This is a genomic window from Erythrobacteraceae bacterium WH01K (genome assembly GCA_027941995.1).
Classification (GTDB): Bacteria; Pseudomonadota; Alphaproteobacteria; order Sphingomonadales; family Sphingomonadaceae; genus CAJXSN01.
Genome location: CP115966.1, coordinates 2,627,712 through 2,646,859 on the forward strand (window position 1 = coordinate 2,627,712; position 19,148 = coordinate 2,646,859).

A 19,148-nucleotide genomic window follows, 5' to 3' on the forward strand; every position below is an offset into this window, starting at 1 on the left:
GGCCGGCTAGCGGCCGCCCTGTTCGGGCATGGCAGGCTCACCGCCCTCCGGCTCCGGCTCTTTCCAGGCCAGCACCGGTTTGCGCGCCGCCTGCGTCTCGTCCAGGCGACGACGCGGTGCGTAATAGGGGGCCTGCTTCAGGCCCTGGTCGCCCGCCTTGGCCCGCTCCGCCACGGAGCGGAAGGCGGTGATGAACTGGTCGAGCGACGCCTTGCTCTCGGTCTCCGTCGGTTCGACCAGCATCGCGCCATGCACCACCAGCGGGAAATAGACCGTCATCGGGTGGTAGCCCTCGTCGATCAGCCCCTTCGCCAGATCCAGCGTCGACAGCCCTTCGCCGAAATCCCTGTCACCGAACAGGGCCTCGTGCATGCACGGCCCGCTCTTGGCGTAGGGCGCGTGCAGCAAGTCTTCGAGGCTGCGCAGGACGTAGTTCGCGTTCAGCACCGCGTCCTCGGCCACCTGCTTGAGACCGTCGGCCCCGTGGCTCAGGATGTAAGCGAGTGCGCGGGTGAACATGCCCATCTGCCCGTGGAAGGCGGTCATCCGCCCGAAGCTGTCCATCCGTCCGCCGAAATGCTCTTCGGAAAAGGCGTCCGCGTCCTCTTCCTCGACGAGGTGTACCATCCCGTCTGCGGTGCGCGCCGTGTAGGGCAGCGGCCCGTAAGGCGCGAGCGCATCGGACAGCACCACCGGGCCGGAGCCCGGGCCGCCGCCGCCATGCGGGGTGGAGAAGGTCTTGTGCAGATTGATGTGCATGGCATCGACGCCGAGATCGCCGGGACGCACCTTGCCGACGATGGCGTTGAAGTTCGCGCCGTCGCAATAGACGAAACCGCCGGCCTCGTGGACCGCGTCGGAAATCGCCTTCATGTCGCGTTCGAACAGGCCGCAGGTGTTGGGATTGGTGATCATCACGCCCGCAACGTCCGGCCCCAGCCGTTCCTTGAGCGCTTCCAGGTTCACCCGCCCGTCTTCGGTCGCGGGAATGTCTTCCACCCGGTATCCGGCAAAGGCGGCGGTGGCAGGGTTGGTGCCATGCGCGCTTTCGGGGACGAGGATGACCTCGCGCGCATCGCCGCGCGCTTCCAGCGCGGCGCGGATGCACAATATGCCGCACAGTTCGCCATGCGCACCGGCCTTGGGGCTCATCGCGACGCCGGCCATGCCGGTCAGCTCGATCAGCCAGAAGGCCAGTTCGTTGACCACTTCCAGCGCGCCGCGCACGGTATCCACCGGTTGCAGCGGGTGAACATCGGCAAAGCCGGGCATCCGCGCGACCTTCTCGTTCAGGCGCGGATTGTGCTTCATCGTGCAACTGCCGAGCGGGAACAGGCCGAGGTCGATGGCATAGTTCTGGCGGCTGAGGCGAGTATAGTGGCGCACCGTTTCCGGCTCCGTCAGCCCGGGCAGGCCGATCGCGCCGGAACGCTCCAGCCCGCCGAGACGGCTGGCGGCCTGCGTTTTCGCCGCGCTTTCGGGCGGAGCTTCGACCCCGGCCAGCGGCAAGGGGGCAGGAAAGGCGAAATCGACCCCGGTCGTCTCGCTGCTGCCGATTTCGAAGATCAGCGGCTCTTCCAGCATCAGCGCACGGTTGCCTGTGACCGTTTCCGGCCCTTCGGCTGCACCGACGGTCATTTCAGGCTTCCAGCCGGACTTGTTCGGGGCGTTCATGCCGGCTCTCCCTGCGTGAGTTCGGTTGTGAGCGCGGAGCAGAGGATGTCGATATCCTCCTCCGTGGTCGTTTCGGTCACGGCGACCAGCAGGCCTTCCGACAGGTCCGAAACATTGGGGAACAGGCGTCCGAGCGACACGCCCGCCAGCACGTCCTGCTTCGCAAGGTTGCGCACCACCGTGCGTGCGTCGCGGCCCAGCGTGACGGTAAATTCGTTGAAGAACGCGGTGTTGAGAACGGAAACGCCGGGAATCTTAGCCAGCCGCTCCGCCGCCACGCAGGCGAGCCGGTGGTTTTCCGCCGCCAGCGTGCGCAGGCCCTTCTCGCCCAGCAGCGTCATGTGGACGGTGAAGGCCAGCGCGCAGAGCCCGCTATTGGTGCAGATATTGCTCGTCGCCTTTTCGCGCCGGATATGCTGCTCGCGGGTGGAAAGCGTCAGGACGAAACCGCGCTTGCCCTCCGCATCGGTCGTTTCCCCGCACAGGCGCCCCGGCATCTGACGTACATGCTTGGGATCGCGCACCGCGAACAGGCCGAGATACGGTCCGCCGAATTGCAGGCCGACGCCGATGGACTGTCCCTCGCCCACGACGATATCCGCGCCCATTTCGCCGGGAGGCGTTATCGCGCCCAGTGCCACCGGTTCGGTGTTCACGGCGATCAGCAGCGCGCCCTTCGCATGCGCGGCTTCCGCGACCGGCGTCAGGTCGGTGATGCGGCCAAGGATGTCGGGATATTGGACCACCACGCAGGACGTGTCGTCGTCGATCCGCGCAATCAGGCCGTCGAGGTCCGGCTCTGCCTGGATGGACGGTTTCGCATCGGCGATGGTGTCGCCGGTGAACTTCGCCATGGTCTTCACGACCTCGGCATAATGCGGATGCAGAGCGCCCGACAGCACGGCCCGGCTGCGCTTCGTCACGCGGCCTGCCATCGCGACCGCTTCCCAGCACGCGGTCGAGCCGTCATACATGGATGCATTCGCCACCGCGCACCCGTACAGCCGCGCGACCTGAGTCTGGAACTCGAACAGCATCTGCAGCGTGCCCTGCGCGATTTCCGGCTGGTAGGGGGTATAGGCGGTCAGGAACTCGCCGCGCTGGATGATGTGATCGACCGATGCGGGCACGTGATGCTTGTACGCGCCCGCCCCGCAGAAGAACGCCGCATCGGACGCTGCAAGGTTCTTCTTCGACAGCCGCCGCATATGCTTTTCGACCGCCATTTCGCTGGCATGCAGCGGCAGTCCCTCGATCGGCCCGTTCAGCCGGGCCGCCTCGGGCACGTCGACGAACAGGTCGTCGATACTGTCCGCACCGATCACATCCAGCATTTCGCCGCGATCGGCGTCGGTCAAGGGCAGGTAGCGCATTCGATATGCTCCAGAATCACCTCCCGATCTCGGGAGCGCCGCGCGAGGTCGGGCTGCACGGCGAAGGAGAGGAAGAAATCAGAGTCCGCCGACGAAGGCCTTGTAGGCTTTCTCGTCCATCAGGCCGTCCAGCTCGCCCTTGTCGCCGATGGTCAGCTTGAAGAACCAGCCGTCTTCCTCGGGCGAGGTGTTGACCAGCGCAGGGTCTTCCTCGAGCGCGTCGTTGGCCTCGGTCACTTCGCCGGAGATGGGTGCATACACGTCGCTGGCCGCCTTGACGGATTCGACGACGGCCGCGTCCTTGCCCTTCTCGACCATGGCGCCGACGTCGGGCAGTTCGACGAAGACGATGTCGCCCAGCTGTTCCTGCGCGTAGTCGGTAATGCCGACGGTGGCGGTGTCGCCCTCCACGTCGATCCATTCGTGTTCATCGGTGAAATAACGGGCCATCGGTTCAACTCCCTCGGAAATATTTGTGCGGCACGAAAGGCATGGGGGCGACGCGCGCAGGCAGGCGTTTGTTCCTGACCGCGACTTCCAGTTCGGTGCCGATTTCGGTGTGCGCGGCATCAACATAGGCCATGGCGATCGGGTGGCCGAGCGTGGGCGAGAAGCCGCCGCTGGTCACAGCCCCGACCTTCGCATCGCCAGCGAACACGTCCGCCCCCTCGCGGGCGGGCAGGCGGCCTTCCAGGACCAGGCCGACGCGGTGGCTGGCGGGGCCATCCTTAAGCGCATTAGCGATGGTGGCATGGCCCTTGTAGCCGCCAGCCTCGCGGCGCTTCTTGCTTAGCGCGAAGGAGAGGTCGGCGCTGACCGGATCGATCTCGGCCGTCAGGTCGTGGCCGTACAGCGGCAGTCCCGCTTCCAGGCGCAGGGAATCGCGCGCGCCCAGCCCCGCCGGACGCACTTCGATTTCCGCCATCAGCCGGTCGGCAAGGCTTTCGGCAAATTCCGCAGGGACGGAGATTTCGAAGCCGTCTTCGCCGGTATAGCCTGCGCGGGTGATCCGCAGCGGCCATTCGCCGAACTTGTATTCCATCGACTGCATGAAGACGAGCTCGTCGGGCACGCCGCGCATCACGCGGCCGAGCGCCGTCGCCGCGTTCGGACCCTGCAACGCGAGCAGCGCGTGATCGTCCATATGCTGCAGGTTCACCTCGTCCGGCAGGTGTTCGCGCAGATGGGCGATGTCGTCCCACTTGGTCGCTCCGTTGACGACGAGGTAATAGGCAGGGTCGCCCCAACGCCCTTCGGTTCCGGCATCCTCGTCACCCTCGATCCACGGCGTGACATTGGTCACCATCAGGTCGTCCAGGATGCCGCCTTCGTCATTCAGCAGCAGGGTGTAACGCACGCGACCGGGCTTCAGGCTGGAGATCAGGCCCGGGACCAGTTCTTCCAGCGCTTCGGCCGGGTTCTCGCCGGTCAGCAGCAGCTGCCCCATGTGGCTGACATCGAACAGCGCCGCCTGCGTGCGGGCCCATTCGTGCTCTGCAATCAGGCCGCCGCCATGCTCTGCCGAATATTGCAGCGGCATATGGTAACCGGCGAAGGGAACCATGCGCGCACCGCGGCCGCGATGCCAGGCATCCAGCGGCAGGGTGCCGGTTTCTTCGGGCGTTTCAGTTTCGGCTTCGCTCAAGTCCATACGCTCCCGACAGGGCCGCGCGCCGACAACCGGCACGCTGGCCACCCGCCCCCTCTGTCGGGAAACCTGAGAGCTTGCTCCCGAGCCGATACAGACACGGGGCTTTCTCCTTCGGTGGCGGCCCGGCAGGCGGACGCGCGCTTTCCAGAGTGTCGATAGCCCGCGCGGTCCGGTGGCCTGAGAGTTTCCGGGGCGGTTGCTCCTTCGGCGTTGCGGGTTTCCCCGCAAGCTCTCCCGCGCGCGCCTGCAAGGGAATCGCTTCCCCCGCCGACGGGCCCGCGATGCGGGAAGTCGGCGGGGCGGTCAATGCGTTTGAAAGGCGGTGGCCCCGATTATTCCCCGCCTCCGTTTATCCCCCGGCCCACTGCGGTGTCGGCGGCATTGCTCAGTCCAGATTGGGCCGCAGCCAGCGCTCTGCCGTCTCCAGATCGACCCCGCGGCGCTTCGCGTAGTCTTCCAGCTGGTCGCGCCCCACCCGGGCGACGCCGAAATACTGCGATTCCGGATGGCCGAAATAAAAGCCCGAGACCGCCGCCGTCGGCCACATGGCGAAGCTTTCGGTCAGGGTCAGCCCGGCATTCTCCGGCGCATCCAACAGGTCGAACAGGATCGGCTTCAGGCTGTGGTCGGGACAGGCGGGGTATCCGGGCGCCGGACGGATGCCGCGATATTCCTCCCGGATCAGCGCTTCGTTGGTCAGCTCTTCGCCCGGCGCATATCCCCACAAATCGGTCCGGGCGTGCTGGTGAAGGCGCTCTGCGAACGCTTCGGCAAAGCGGTCCGCCAGCGCTTTCAGCAGGATGTCGGAATAATCGTCCTTGTCCGCCAGGAAGCGCCGGGAATGCTCGTCTATCCCGTGAATGCCGACTGCGAAGCCGCCAATCCAGTCGCCTGCCGGGTCGATGAAATCGGCGAGGCACATATTGGCGCGGTCGCGCGATTTCTTCACCTGCTGGCGCAGGAAGGGGAGGACCACCGTCTCGTCGCGGTCGTGGCGGTAGATGGTCACGTCGTCGCCGTCGCGCGCGCACGGCCACAGGCCGGCCACGCCGCGTGCCGTCAGCCATTTTTCACCGATGATGCGGTCGAGCATTGCGTCGGCATCCGCTTTCAGCTGGGTTGCGGTTTCGCCCACGACCTCGTCGGTCAGGATGGCCGGATAATTGCCGTGAAGTTCCCACGCGCGGAAGAACGGGGTCCAGTCGATGCAGGTTCGCAGGTCCGCCAGGTCCCAGTCTTCGAAAACATGAAGGCCGGGCTGGTTCGGCGGTGCGGGCTTGTCGCTGAGGAAAGCGTCGTAGTAATTCGCGCGCGCCTCCTCGATACCCAGCAGTACGCTCGCCGACTTGCCTTCACGCGCGGCGCGGACCTTCTCGTATTCGCCAGCCGTTTCGCCGACGAAATCGTCACGCTGCGTGTCGGACAGGAGGCGGCTGGCCACGCCCACCGCTCGGCTCGCGTCGAGCACGTGGACTACCGGCCCGTCATATTTCGGATCGATCCGCAGCGCCGTGTGCACCTTGCTGGTGGTCGCCCCGCCGATCAGCAGCGGGATGTCCAGCCCGGCATTGGCCATTTCCTCCGCCACCGTCACCATCTCGTCGAGCGAGGGCGTGATGAGGCCGGAAAGGCCGATAATGTCGGCGTTTTCGTCCCGTGCCGTCTGGATGATCTGCGACCACGGGACCATCACGCCGAGGTCAATGACCTCGTACCCGTTGCACTGCAGGACCACGCCGACGATGTTCTTGCCGATGTCGTGGACGTCGCCCTTCACCGTGCCCATCACGATCCGGCCCTTGGTCTTGCGCTCCGCCTCGGGCAGCCGGTCCTTCTCCGCCTCGATATAGGGGATGAGGTGTGCGACCGCCTTCTTCATCACGCGCGCGGATTTGACCACTTGCGGCAGGAACATCTTGCCGCTGCCGAACAGGTCGCCGACGACATTCATGCCGTCCATCAGCGGGCCCTCGATCACCTCGATGGGACGCCCGCCCGCCTCTGCCGTGGCGACGCGCATTTCCTCGGTATCCTCGACGACATGCGCGTCGATGCCCTTGACCAGCGCGTGCTCCAGCCGCTTGGCGACCGGATAGCTGCGCCATTCGGCGGCCTTCTTCTCGTCCTCTTTCGACACGCCCTTGTAGCTTTCAGCGAGCGCAATCAGCCGCTCGGTCGCGGACTGTTCGCCTTCAACGGGGCGCATCAGGATCACGTCCTCGCACGCCTCGCGCAGCGCGGGGTCGATCTGGTCGTACACGTCGAGCTGCCCGGCATTGACGATCGCCATGTCGAGCCCCGCGGGGATCGCGTGGTAGAGGAACACCGAGTGCATCGCGCGGCGCACGGTCTCGTTGCCGCGGAAGCTGAAGCTGAGGTTCGACAGCCCGCCGCTGGTCTTGGCGTGCGGACAGGCGGCCTTGATCTCGCGCACCGCCTCGATGAAGTCGAGCCCGTAGCGGTCGTGCTCCTCGATCCCGGTCGCCACGGCGAAGATGTTGGGGTCGAAGATGATGTCTTCCGGGGGGAAACCGATACCGGTCAGCAATTCATAGGCCCGCGTGCAGATTTCGACCTTGCGGTCCTTCGTGTCGGCCTGCCCCGTCTCGTCGAACGCCATGACGACGACGGCTGCGCCATAGGCCATGCATTTGCGCGCCTGCTCGAGGAATTGCTCCTCGCCTTCCTTCATGCTGATCGAATTCACGATCGGCTTGCCCGACACGCATTTCAGGCCTGCTTCGATCACCTCCCATTTCGAGCTGTCGACCATGACCGGGACGCGCGCGATGTCGGGCTCTGCCGCGATCAGTTTCAGAAAGGTGGTCATGGCATGGACCGCGTCCAGCAGGCCCTCGTCCATGTTGACGTCGATCACCTGCGCGCCGTTTTCCACCTGGCTGCGCGCGACCTCGACCGCGGCAGTATAGTCGTCGCCCAGGATCAGCTTCTTGAACCGGGCGGAGCCGGTCACATTGGTACGCTCGCCGATATTGACGAAACGGGCGGTCGAAAGGTCGTTCATTGGTTCAGTCCCGGGCGAGAGGCCGTGCGAGCACGACGTCATCGTAAAGCGTGCCGCCGACATCGAAGCGGCGAGTGGCGATCTGGTCGAATCCCTGCTTGCGGTAGAAGGCGATGGCGCGCGCATTGTCGGCCTTCACCCCCAGCACCATGCGGCGATGGCCGCCCGCGCCTGCCAGCACGGCGTCAAACAGGTCGCGCGCGGCACCGCTGCCATGGAAGCGCGAGAGCAGGTAGATCTTCTTCAGCTCGATATCGCCGTCCAGCGCGGCATCGAGCGCGGGCGTAGTCAGCATGGCATAGCCGACCGGCGCACCATCCACTTCTGCCAGCCAGGCGAGCGCGCCTGCCTGCATCGCGGCAGCCAGGCCGCCGGGATCATGCGCCGTTTCGCAGTGCCTCACCAATGCATCGCCATCGATCATGCCGGCAAAGGTTTCGAGAAACGTCGCGCTGGCCACCAGCGACAGACGCAGCGCATCGGCGGGCGTTGCCGCGCGGATCATTACATTGCTGGCATCAATCGGCCTCATGCCGCGATCGTGAACGGTTCGAGACCGGCGAGCCTCATCTTGGTATCCCGCTCGGGTATCGCACGCGGCGGCAGGCCCTCCACCGCCTTGGCAATTTCGGCGATGTGCGCGGGCGTCGAGCCGCAGCATCCGCCGAGGATGTTGACCCGGCCGTTCTCCGCCCAGCGGCGAACCAGCGCGGCGGTCGTCCCCGGCTCCTCGTCATATTCGCCCAGATCGTTGGGCAGGCCTGCATTGGGGTAAGCCAGCACCAGCGTATCGGCGATATCGGACAACAGCTGGACATGCGGACGCAATTGCTCCGCACCGAAACTGCAATTGAGGCCGATGGTCACGGGGTTCGCATGGCGCACGGCATACCAGAACGCCTCCACCGTATGGCCCGACAGGTTGCGGCCCGACAGGTCGGTCAGCGTCATGGACAGCATGATCGGCACATCATGGCCAAGCTCGGCCTCCAGCTGCCTGACCGCGAAAATCCCCGCCTTGGCATTGAGCGTATCGAAAATGGTCTCGATCAGGATGAAGTCCGCCCCTCCTTCGACCAAGGCGGCGGCCTGTTCGCGGTAGACGCCGACCAGCGTATCGAAGTCGATTTCGCGGAAACCGGGATCTTCGACATCGGGGCTGAGCGAGAGGGTCTTGTTCGTCGGACCGATGGCCCCTGCGACGAAGCGCGGGCGACTGTCCTCCGCCTGGTATTCGTCCGCCAGTTCCCTCGCAATGCGTGCAGAGGCGATGTTGATATCGCGCACCTTGTCCTCTGCCGCATAATCCGCCTGGCTGATGGTGTTGGCGCTAAACGTATTGGTGGAGACCACATCGGCGCCTGCATCCAGATAGGCCCGAGTGATATCGGCAATGACATCGGGGCGGGTCAGCGCGAGGATGTCGTTATTGCCCTTCTGGTCGGCGGACAGGCCGAGATCGCCGGCATAATCCGCTTCGCCGAGGCCGCGCTCCTGTATCTGCGTGCCGAACGCACCGTCGAAGATCAGGATGCGGTCTGCTGCCGCAGCGTTCAATCGTGCGCGCGCGCTCATGCTGCGTTCTCCTGAGAGCGGCGACCCAGCATGTGGCAGATCGCATAGGCGAGGTCGGCGCGGTTGAGGGTGTAGAAGTGGAACTGGCGCACCCCGCCTGCATAGAGGCGGCGGCACAGCTCTGCCGCGATGGTCGCGGCGACCAGCTGGCGGGCGGCCGGGCGTTCATCCAGCCCTTCGAACAGGCCGTCCATCCAGGCCGGGATCTGCGCCCCGCACTGGCCTGCAAACTTGCGCGCCTGTGCCACATTGGTGACCGGCAGGATGCCCGGCACGATCGGCGCGTCGATCCCGCAGGCTTCGGCCTTGTCGCGGAAATCGAAGAAGGTCTCGTGATTGAAGAAGAACTGGCTGATCGCGCGGGTCGCCCCGGCGTCGATCTTGCGCTTCAGATTGTCGAGGTCGGATTGCGGGCAATCGGCATCGGGATGCGTCTCGGGGTAAGCCGCGACGGAGATTTCGAAGTCGGCGACTTCCTTCAGCCCCGCAACCAGTTCGGCGGCATTGGCATAGCCATCGGCATGCGGCGTGAACGGGGCGCCGGGCTCGCCCGCGTCTCCGCGAAGGGCGACGATATGGCGCACGCCTGCCTCCCAGTACTGCTCGGCAATGGCCTGCGTCTCTGCGCGGCTGGCATCTACGCAGGTCAGGTGCGCGGCTGCGGGAATCCCGGCTTCCGAGATGATGCGCGCCACCGTCTTGTGCGTCCGCTCGCGGGTCGAGCCGCCCGCACCATAGGTGACGGACACGAAATCGGGCTCCAGCGGCGCGAGCTCCTGCACCGCGTCCCACAGCTTCTCTTCCATCTTTTCCGATTTGGGCGGGAAGAATTCGAAGCTGACGCCGATGTCCCCGGGCAGGCCGGAAAAAAGCGGCGTGTCGTGCGCTGTGCGCTCTTCATGCGCGGGATCGAGATTGCCCTGCTGTCCGGGCCGGGGGGACGCCGTCACTGTGATGCAGCCTTTCGCTTGTCAGTATCGACCGGACCTGCGGAACCCCGCTCGCCGATCCAGATTTTCACGACCAATGGTCCGCCCGGCAGCGCGACGGGGCGCGACGGATCAAAGCCTGCCGCCTCCAGCGCCGCCTGCATGTCGTCGTCGGTGAAGCCGAGCCGGGCATGGGCGAAACGTTCGCGCAATTCCTCCCGGTCATGGGCGGCAAAGTCGACGATGGCGATACGTCCGGAAGGTCGCACCACGCGGGCCGCCTCTGCCAATGCGCGGGCGGGGTCCTGCGCGAAATGCAGGACCTGGTGCAGCAGCACCGTGTCGAACCGATGGGCGCCGAACGGCAGTGCCGCGAAATCGCCCTGCACCAGCTCGACACGCTCGGCAGGCAGGTTCTGCAGTTTCGCGCGGGCGACACGGAGCATTTCCAGGCTCTTGTCCAGCGCGACGATATGATCCGCCTCGGCCGCGAACAGTTCCGCCATCCGGCCCGTTCCCGTGCCTATATCGAGAAGCGCACCCAGCGGCCTGCCCCCCAGCGCGGCTGCAAGGGCTTCCTCCACCTGTCCATCGGGGCTGTGAAGCCTGCGCAGGCCATCCCATTCCTCTGCATGGTCGGCGAACCAGGCATTGGCGCCTTCTTCGCGCGACTGGCGGATGGCGGCCAGTTGCTGGCGATCGGTCTCGCAATCGCGGGCAAAGCTGTCGTCCTCGCGCTCGGCAATGGCGAGCAGGCGACTGACTGCGGCGACCAGCGCCGCCCCTTCGCCCGAGCTGCCGCCTGCCGCGCGCAGGAACACCCAGCTTCCCTCGCGGCGGCGTTCGGCGAGGCCGGATTCGGTCAGGATGGCGACATGGCGGCTGACACGCGGCTGGCTCTGGCCGAGCACATGCGCCAGTTCCCCTACGGCAAGCTCCATCGTATGGAGCAGCCGCATGATCCTGAGCCGTGTAGGGTCGGCCAATGCCCGCATGATCGCCTCGATCCGCATGGCAAGAGGGATATAAAGATATCGTTATATCCGCAAGTCCCTTGCGCGTTCTCGCACACCGGTCCATCCCCTGCTAGGCATGACGGACAAGGGAGAGCACTGACATGGACTATGTGAAATTCGGCCGGTCCGGCCTCGACGTATCGCGGCTGTGCCTTGGCTGCATGAGCTTCGGCGACCCGCAGGCCGAAGGGCACGACTGGACGATGCAGGAAGACGAGGCCCGGCCATTCTTCCGGCAGGCGCTGGAAGCCGGCATCAATTTCTTCGACACCGCCAATGTCTATTCGGGCGGAACGAGCGAGGAAATTACCGGCAGGCTGCTGAAGGAAATGGCTCACCGCGACGAGATCGTGATCGCGACCAAGGGTTTCTTCCGCTGGAAACAGGCACCCAATTCGGGCGGATTGTCGGCCAAGGCGCTGATGCACGCGGTGGATGACAGCCTGCGCCGGCTGGGAACCGATTACATCGACCTCTACCAGATCCACCGGCTCGATCCTGCCGTGCCCATGGAGGAAATCGTAGAGGCGCTGGACGCCATCGTGCGCAGCGGGAAGGTTCGCTATCTCGGTGCGTCCAGCATGTATGCATGGCAATTCCAGAAGCTGCTGCATCTGGCGGAGAGTGCCGGGCTCAAGAAATTCGTCTCGATGCAGAATTACGTCAACCTGCTCTACCGCGAGGAAGAGCGCGAGATGCTGCCGCTGTGCGCGGATTACGGCATCGCGGTCATGCCTTGGAGCCCGCTTGCCCGCGGCCGCCTGGCGCGGCCTGCAGCGGCGCAGGAAACGCGCCGTTCGCAGACCGACCGGCTGCAGCCGGTGCTCTACGACCGCACGGCAGACGCCGATGCACGCGTGATAGCGGCGGTGGAGACAATCGCGAAGCAGCGCGGTGTGCCGATGGCGCAGGTGGCGCTTGCGTGGGTCCTGCAAAAGCCGGAAGTGACCAGCCCGATCGTCGGCGCGACCAGGCAATCGCATATCTCCGATGCGGTGGCGGCGCTGGATCTCGAATTGACGTCCGACGAAATCTGTGCGCTGGAGGCCCCCTACGTTCCCCATGCGGTGACCGGCCTGTTCGCCATGCCCCCAGCCCGGCTGGAACTGACTTTGAAGGATTAGGTGCGCGGGACGCTTAGGCTCCGCCTCCGGGTTCAGGCCCGGCGCCGCCATTCGAGGCCATGCGCATCGGCCAGGAGGTCGTCCACCGCGTCGCTGCTGAGCGGTCGGCTGAACAGGAAGCCCTGGATGTGGCGGCAACCCTCGGCCCGCAAAACCTCCAGCTGGCTTTCCTCTTCCACGCCTTCCGCCAGCGTTTCCATGCCCAGTGCCTCGGCCAGCGTCGTGATCGCGCGGATGACCGCGTGCGCATTGGTCTGGGTGTTCAGGTCCTCGACGAAACTGCGATCGATCTTGACCTTGTCGAAGGGGAAGGAGCGCAGGTAGCTGAGCGAGGAATAGCCGGTCCCGAAATCGTCCAGCGCGATCCGGGCCCCCAGGTCGCGCAGGCTGTGCAGCGCCGCCAGGGTCTGTTCGACATTGGCGATGAAGATGCTTTCCGTGATTTCCAGCTCGAGCCTGTGCGGTGCGAGGCCGGTATTGGTGAGCGCCTGCAGGATCGTCGAAGACAGGCCAGGCTTGGCGAACTGCTTGGGCGAGATATTGACCGCAACCGACAGGTCTCCCGACCAGCCGGCCGCCGTGCGGCAAGCCTCCTGTATGACCCATTCGCCAAGCGGGATGATCAGGCCGGTCTCTTCCGCCAGCGGAATGAATTCGGCCGGGCTTATCATGCCGCGCGTTGGATGCGGCCAGCGGATGAGCGCCTCGAAACCGCTGAACTGTTCGGACGACAGGTTGTAGAGCGGCTGGTAATGCAGTTCGAACCCGCCACTATGCAGCGCGGTCCGCAGGTCGAGCTCCATCTGGCGGCGCTGCCGCGCCTGCTCGTCGAGCGCCTGTTCGAAGAAATGATAGGTCGCCTTGCCTTCGCCCTTGGCCCTGTAAAGCGCAAGGTCGGCATTCTTCATCAACGTCGCACCGTCCATCCCGTCCGCCGGCGCGATGGCAATGCCGAGGCTGGCGGAGCAATCCGCCTGTTGCCCGTTCAACGTCACGCTCCGCTGGAAACATGCCTGGATCCTGTCGGCCCTGGCGGCAAGGCTTTCCCCTCCGTCGATATTCTCCAGCAGGATGGCAAATTCGTCGCCGCCCAGGCGCGCGACAAGCGCGTCGGGCAGCTCTTCCTTCAGGTGGTTCGCCACATCGCGCAGGAGCGCATCGCCGGACGGATGGCCCAGCGTATCGTTGACCACCTTGAAGTCGTCGAGGTCGACATACACCACCATCAGCCGGTGGCCGTCCTGCACGCGGTCGAGCGCCGTGTTGAGCTGTTCCACGAACAGCTTGCGGTTGGGCAGGTTGGTCAGTCCGTCATGGAGGCCGACATGGATGATGCGCCGCTCGCGTTCGTCGATGGCCATGACCATCGCGTTGAAGCTACGCGCAAGATTGCCGATTTCATCGGGCGTATCGGCGCGAAGTTCGACATCGCGCCCTTCGGAAATGGCCCGCGTCGCATCGTCCAGCTTCTTGATCGGGCCGGTAATCGTGAGTGCGACACGCCAGCTTAGCCCGACGACCAGCAGCAGGGCCGCGATGCCGAGGGAAAGCAGGAGGTATTGCAAGCCGTCGTAGCGCGCGAGCGAGGCAGAAAGGGAATGTTCCAGCACCAGGCGCGGCTCCACCCCGTCCTGCAATGCGCCAATGGCGGAAACGTTATACAGCGTCCGCTCGCCCGTGCTGCGTTCCACCGGTTCCCCTGCGCGGATGTCCCGCAGCCAGGCGGGCAGGTCCTTTTCCGGCTCCACGCGCGCCGTGACATCGATCGCTGCAAGGTCGACCAGCCGGTCGAGTTCGGCCCGGTTGAGCGGCTGGGCGACGACCAGCCAGCCGATGAGGTCGGGGACCTCGATCGCGCTTGCGGCGGCAAGGCCCAGACGGTCGCCGAGGTCTATGATACCGCGGGTTTCGCCTGCATCGAGAGGACGCCACAGTTCGGCCGGGTCATCGACAATTCCGCCGGAACCCGCAGCCAGGTTCCCGTCCAGCCCGATGATGAACGCTTTCGCGCCGGAACGGCTTTCCAGGCTGGCGAGCGCGCTTTCCATCGTCGGCTGGTCACCGGTCGCCACGGCTCCCCGAAAACCGAAATCGCGTGCGAGAACTGCGCTCGATTGCTGCAACTGGCCTGCACGCACTTCGAGCAATTCGTCGAACACGCGCGCATTGGCCTGCAGGTCGCGGGTGGCAGTATCCTCGCCGAAACGGGCGATGGAATTTCCGACGATCACGATGATCACGGCCAGGACGGCTGCGAACAGGGCCGCGTAGAGGACCGCGATGCGGACCTTCAGCGAACCGAAACGCAGGACATCGGATGCGCGGGGCAAGCTCACCTGAGCTTGATCCGGACGCTTTTCGCGTCGCCGCCCGCGGAGATTTGCACAGGCCCGCTGAACTCGTTTCCGGTATTGCGCAATTGCGGGTGCCATACCGTCAGCCGAGCTTCGCCCACAGGCGTATTCTTGAGGCGGATGATGCCGTTGCCATCGGTCTTTGCCGCATAGGGTGTCTCGGTCACGCGGATATAACCGCGCATGGCATCATGGATGTTGCAGCCGAGCGCGACGCTGCCTGCAATCGGAAACCCCTGCGTGCGCGTCTGGTCGCGGCCATACAGGTCGATTTCGAAGCGGGCGGGCTTGCTGAAACTGTAGACGGAATGGCGGACCCGGTCGAGATTGGGAAAGGCAACCGTGCTGCCCTTCGCCACGATGAGCGTGCCGGGAATAAACTGCTGGTCCTTCTGCGCCATCGCCATGCGCCATGGAAAGCGAATGGGCCCGCTTGTCCCTCCGGCCGGATGGATTTCCACCACGGCATCGCGCACAGGGGCGCCGCGCTGGTCGAAAACCTGCACCTTCAGGTCGCTGCCACCTGCCGATTGCGCGTGGAGGGGCGTACCGACGAAGGCCGCGCCGGCAAGTAGGCCCGTGACGGACGCAAGGGCCGCCATGGCTGCGGGAAAACGCATTTTCATGAGCAAGCAGCTACACGGCTGTCATTAAGACCCCGTCAACACACGCTTTATCGACTGTTAACCATCCCGGCCTAGGGCATTCGGCATGAATTACCGCCGCCATCTCTTTGCCGCGCTTGTCCTCGCTGCTCCGCTGTGCCCGGCCGCCGCGGAAGAGCTTGTGTGGTTCGAGGACGACAAGCTCGTCCTGACCAACGGCGTTTCGACCGTCGAGGGAGCGAGCGGCGGCGGACTGGCCACATGGGCCACGATCGCGGGGCGCGAAAGCGACCGCGGGGTCGGCATCAGTGCCCATGTAACCGGTGCCGAATTACCGGATTTCCGGTGGCAGAGTCACGGCGCGGCTATCGGTTACCGCAACCGCGTGGAATTGTCCTATGCGCGGCAGAATTTCAATACGCGCGCCGCTGGCGAGGCCCTGGGCATCGGACGTGGCACGATCATCAGCCAGGACGTGTTCGGGGCGAAGCTGCGGGTGCTGGGCGACACCGTTTATGGCGATCCGCTCTTGCCGCAGATCAGTGTCGGCGTGCAGCACAAGGTCAATCGCGACGGCCCCGTCGTCTTGGCTGTGGGCGCGGCGGATACCAGTGGCACGGATTTCACCGTAAGCGCGACGAAGCTCGTCCTTTCCCAATCCATCCTGGTCGGAGCCACGGCCCGCGCGACGAAAGCCAATGAGGGCGGATTGCTGGGATATGGCAGCGCTGCGGGCGAAGGCTATTCCCTCCAGTTCGAAGGGACGGCTGCCTACCAATTGTCCCGCCGCGCCGTCGTCGGAGCGGAATTCCGGACGAAGCCCGATAATCTGGGCGTGGGCGAAGATGACTGGTTCGACCTCTTCGCGGCCTATGCCGTGACCGACAACCTGACCGTCACTGCCGCCTATGCCGATCTCGGCACGATCGCCACGTTCGAAAAGCAGCGCGGCGGCCTGCTGTCGGCTCAGCTCGCGTTCTAGGAAACTGCCATGATTGCCCTCACTATTGCTCTCCTCCTGCAGCAGGCTCCGCCCGAAGACATCGACTGGGATGCAGAGTTCGGCGTCGAGGAACAGGTGCGCGATCCGGAAACCGGGGAATTGCCGGTCGATCCCTACGTGCAGAGCAACGACAATGCCGGCGCCGATCCCTTTGGCGGGTCATCGATGGCCGAAACCTTCGGCGGGCAGGACGGCATTCGTGCCATCACGAACCGCCTGATCGATCTCAACCTTGACGACCCGCGCATCAGCGACATTTTCGTAGGGCACGACATGGTCCGCCTGCGCCGCACTCTGTTCGAGCAATTCTGTTACATCCTTGCCGCAGGCTGCGACTATACCGGCCGCGACATGAGGGCATCGCACGACGCAATGGGCGTGCAGCGCAAGGACATGAATGCCCTCGTCGAGAACTTGCAGCAGGCCATGCGGGAGCAGGACATCCCTTTCGCGGCGCAGAACCGCCTGCTGGCGAAACTGGCACCCATGTCGCGCGACGTTATCGAACGCTAACACAGCTCCCGCCCCGCCCCTTCGGCCAGGATCATGGCTTCTGCCAGTCCCGACCCCTCGCGTAGGCCGGGTGCCACGATGGAATGCGCCGCCGTTCCGGGCAGGTAATCGGCATTGAGCTCGTCCGCCCGGCTGCGGACCCGGTCCAGCAGGCCCGGCGTGCCCAATACGCCGCCGCCCAGAACGACCAGCTCGGCAGCCGTCATGGCGAAGATGGAATGGCAAAGCTGCGCAAGGTAATCCGCGATGATGCCATGTGCCGCGTGCTCGCGTGGCAGGTCGGAAAGCGAACGGCCCCAGCGGCGCATTATTGCAGGGCCGGATGCCAACCCCTCCAGGCAGTCGCCATGGCTGGGACAGATGCCGGGAAACTCCTCGTCCCCCCGGGCACGGCGAGGGAAGATATGACCCATTTCAGGATGGGCGACGCCGTGGACCGGCTCGCCACCGATGACCGGGCCACCGCCAATCCCCGTGCCCACCGTCACATAGGCGAGCGTTCCCCGCCACGCCCCTGCGCCCTGCCTGCTTTCCGCCAGCGCGGCCGCGTGGACATCCGTGTCGAAACCGACCGGTACATCCAGTTCGCGCGAGAAGAATCCCGCAATATCGCAGCCCGACCAGCCCGGCTTCGGCGTGTTGCCGATGCTGCCCCACCCGGCCGCCTCCGGATCGACCACGGCCGGGCCAAAGCTGCCGATGCCCATGGCGTCGACCGGTCCGGCAAAGCGGAACCAGTCCAGCGCTTCTGGCAGGGTGACCTCAGGCGTGCGGGTCGGAATGACATGAAGGGAATCTATGGAGCGCGGCGAGGAACCGACTGCGAGGACGAATTTCGTGCCACCGGCCTCGATCGCACCAAACCGCATCCGCTAGCTCCTCATACCGCCACGATGCCTTCCAGCTTGCAGGGGTCGCCATCGATCGACAATTGCAGAAGCGGCGCGGGTACGCCGCCGAAGCGAGCAGTATCGGCGCCGTCGGACCTTTCGACAACCATGTCGACGAAGCCGCTGACTACCAGTTCGCGCGACACGAACCAGCTATAGGTCTGTGCCGGGTCCGCTTCCGGATTGGCGAGGACGAGACCGCTCTCGTTCAGGGGCCGATATTCCCCGAACAGGCTGTCCGCGACCATCCCGTACACGCCGTTCGGGGCATGCCGCAGGCCCTGTGCGAAGGTGGAGCGCTGTGTGGCGCAGAACAGGTAATAGCCTCCGTCACGGAAACCGCATGGGCGCGCTCCAGTTCGTTGTTCACCCCGTCTGCCTGCAGCAGCGGAGGAAGCAGGTCCCAGCCTCCGGCGTGCCGCTTCGCAATACCCACGGCCCCGTTGAATTGGGGTTTTGCGTCCGCCAGCGAGGCAGTGAAGATCAGATAGTCCGATCCATCGGCAGGATCGCGGAAAAAGGCCGGATCGCGAAACGCCTTGATCTCGCCTGCCCGGCCTTCATGCGCATTGGCCAACTGGTAGGCGGGATGATCCGACGCCAGGCACGGGCGCGGCTGCGACCAGTCGGCGGGGAAGCCGTCAGCGCCAAGGGTCGCTTTCGCCTCGTACAGGCGCTGCTGGTAACCGCCCGGCCTGTCCGCGACGCCGGCAGCGGTGAAGAAGAGGTAGACATCCGTCCCGTCCAGCAGGGCGGAACCCGCCCACTCCCGCTCGTAGGGCTGCGGCTCGTCCGGCAGCACGGTGCCGTGGTCGATCCAATGTCCGCCGCTGCGTTCGAGCAGGCGGATTTTCGCCTCGAAATGGCGCAGCGCGGGATCGCCCCTGTCGGGGCGGTCAGGGCCATCCACAATTCGCGGCCCGCGCAGTCGGCAATCGATCCGTCCGGTGCCTGGATGGGCCACATGTCCCAGTAGACTGTATCGCTGCGAAGGCGCGGATGCCGGGTGCGATCCACCGATGAATCCACCGGGGGCACGCGGTGCGCGTCACCCGCGGTCAGTTTTCCGAGATGTTCTGGAAGCCACGCGCTGGTCATCTGGGCGTCCTGGACAAGAGTGCGCGAAGATAGGACATCGTCGATGGCGATCGAGGCTTCGACCACGAAAACACGAAAAGTCGGGGCCGACCGGGGGGAGAAATGTCCCGGCCGGCCCCTGCTCCTGCGACCCGATCAGAAATCGAGACGGATGGAAGCCGTGATCGTGCGGCCGGCAATCGAACGGGCACGAACGATGTCGTTCCCCGGGATCGAGCCCTCTTCGGCCTCCGTGTAGCCATAGACGTCGAACAGGTTGTTCGCATTCACCGACAGCTCCACCCGGTCGACCGGACGGATCGCGACGAAGGCATTCAC

18 protein-coding genes and 1 riboswitch are annotated in these 19,148 nt (G+C 65.2%); of the genes, 3 read left to right on the forward strand and 15 right to left on the reverse strand.

Translation table 11 applies throughout. The features are described from left to right. Positions 1-6: 6 nt before the first annotated feature. From gcvPB to PF049_13005, 9 genes are all read right to left on the reverse strand, one after another. The gene (gcvPB, locus tag PF049_12965) at positions 7-1,674 is read right to left on the reverse strand and encodes an aminomethyl-transferring glycine dehydrogenase subunit GcvPB (GenBank protein ID WBY16483.1); all 1,668 of its coding nucleotides are present in this window, start codon (positions 1,672-1,674) and stop codon (positions 7-9) included. Next, the gene (gene gcvPA / locus PF049_12970) at positions 1,671-3,047 is read right to left on the reverse strand and encodes an aminomethyl-transferring glycine dehydrogenase subunit GcvPA (GenBank protein WBY16484.1); all 1,377 of its coding nucleotides are present in this window, start codon (positions 3,045-3,047) and stop codon (positions 1,671-1,673) included. Before gcvPA ends, gcvPB begins: the two co-directional genes overlap by 4 nt. Before the next feature lie 78 nt (positions 3,048-3,125). Next, the gene (gene gcvH / locus PF049_12975) at positions 3,126-3,497 is read right to left on the reverse strand and encodes a glycine cleavage system protein GcvH (protein ID WBY16485.1); all 372 of its coding nucleotides are present in this window, start codon (positions 3,495-3,497) and stop codon (positions 3,126-3,128) included. Between the two features lie 4 nt (positions 3,498-3,501). Beyond that, a complete protein-coding gene (gcvT, locus tag PF049_12980; protein ID WBY16486.1) occupies positions 3,502-4,692 on the reverse strand; it encodes a glycine cleavage system aminomethyltransferase GcvT in 1,191 nt (396 codons plus the stop codon). A 161-nt stretch (positions 4,693-4,853) separates the two neighbouring features. Continuing rightward, positions 4,854-4,945, reverse strand: a riboswitch (glycine riboswitch). Positions 4,946-5,083: 138 nt separating this feature from the next. Further along, the gene (gene metH, locus PF049_12985; protein ID WBY16487.1) at positions 5,084-7,723 is read right to left on the reverse strand and encodes a methionine synthase; all 2,640 of its coding nucleotides are present in this window, start codon (positions 7,721-7,723) and stop codon (positions 5,084-5,086) included. Positions 7,724-7,727: 4 nt separating this feature from the next. Beyond that, entirely contained in the window at positions 7,728-8,255 is a 528-nt protein-coding gene (locus PF049_12990; GenBank protein WBY16488.1) for an N-acetyltransferase, read from the reverse strand. Then, complete coding sequence (locus tag PF049_12995) at positions 8,252-9,298, reverse strand: homocysteine S-methyltransferase family protein (protein ID WBY16489.1); 1,047 nt, start codon at positions 9,296-9,298, stop codon at positions 8,252-8,254. The genes PF049_12990 and PF049_12995 overlap by 4 nt, the downstream gene beginning before the upstream one ends. Beyond that, entirely contained in the window at positions 9,295-10,248 is a 954-nt protein-coding gene (gene metF, locus PF049_13000; GenBank protein ID WBY16490.1) for a methylenetetrahydrofolate reductase [NAD(P)H], read from the reverse strand. The genes PF049_12995 and metF overlap by 4 nt, the downstream gene beginning before the upstream one ends. Further along, entirely contained in the window at positions 10,245-11,240 is a 996-nt protein-coding gene (locus PF049_13005) for a metalloregulator ArsR/SmtB family transcription factor (GenBank protein ID WBY16491.1), read from the reverse strand. Before PF049_13005 ends, metF begins: the two co-directional genes overlap by 4 nt. 104 nt (positions 11,241-11,344) lie before the next feature. Between PF049_13005 and PF049_13010 the strand changes: the two genes are divergently transcribed. Beyond that, a complete protein-coding gene (locus PF049_13010; GenBank protein ID WBY16492.1) occupies positions 11,345-12,367 on the forward strand; it encodes an aldo/keto reductase in 1,023 nt (340 codons plus the stop codon). 32 nt (positions 12,368-12,399) lie between these two features. On the opposite strand, the gene PF049_13015 is transcribed toward PF049_13010, so the two are convergent. Continuing rightward, on the reverse strand, positions 12,400-14,703 hold the full coding sequence (locus PF049_13015; GenBank protein WBY16493.1) for an EAL domain-containing protein: 2,304 nt from the start codon (positions 14,701-14,703) through the stop codon (positions 12,400-12,402). Next, entirely contained in the window at positions 14,700-15,347 is a 648-nt protein-coding gene (locus PF049_13020) for a methylamine utilization protein (GenBank protein WBY16494.1), read from the reverse strand. The genes PF049_13015 and PF049_13020 overlap by 4 nt, the downstream gene beginning before the upstream one ends. Before the next feature lie 85 nt (positions 15,348-15,432). Here PF049_13020 and PF049_13025 point away from each other — a divergent pair, with 85 nt between their 5' ends. Both PF049_13025 and PF049_13030 read left to right on the forward strand, forming a co-directional pair. After that, positions 15,433-16,308: a DUF3034 family protein gene (locus tag PF049_13025; protein WBY16495.1), complete on the forward strand. Its 876-nt coding sequence runs from the start codon at positions 15,433-15,435 to the stop codon at positions 16,306-16,308. A 9-nt stretch (positions 16,309-16,317) separates the two neighbouring features. Continuing rightward, positions 16,318-16,842 carry a group 1 truncated hemoglobin gene (locus PF049_13030; GenBank protein WBY16496.1) on the forward strand — a complete coding sequence of 175 codons (525 nt, stop codon included), beginning with the start codon at positions 16,318-16,320 and terminating at the stop codon, positions 16,840-16,842. Here the strand turns inward: PF049_13030 and PF049_13035 are convergent. The 4 genes from PF049_13035 to PF049_13050 all read right to left on the reverse strand — a co-directional run bounded on the left by PF049_13035 (position 16,839) and on the right by PF049_13050 (position 19,148). Then, entirely contained in the window at positions 16,839-17,711 is an 873-nt protein-coding gene (locus PF049_13035; protein ID WBY16497.1) for an ROK family protein, read from the reverse strand. The genes PF049_13030 and PF049_13035 overlap by 4 nt on opposite strands. A gap of 11 nt (positions 17,712-17,722) precedes the next feature. Next, positions 17,723-18,010, reverse strand: coding sequence for a glycoside hydrolase family 68 protein (locus tag PF049_13040; protein WBY17929.1), 288 nt, complete (start codon positions 18,008-18,010; stop codon positions 17,723-17,725). Continuing rightward, positions 17,941-18,642 (reverse strand): glycoside hydrolase family 68 protein, encoded by a 702-nt coding sequence (locus PF049_13045; protein WBY16498.1) that lies wholly within the window; start codon positions 18,640-18,642, stop codon positions 17,941-17,943. The genes PF049_13040 and PF049_13045 overlap by 70 nt, the downstream gene beginning before the upstream one ends. Positions 18,643-18,965: 323 nt before the next feature. Beyond that, positions 18,966-19,148, reverse strand: coding sequence for a hypothetical protein (locus PF049_13050; protein WBY16499.1), 183 nt, complete (start codon positions 19,146-19,148; stop codon positions 18,966-18,968).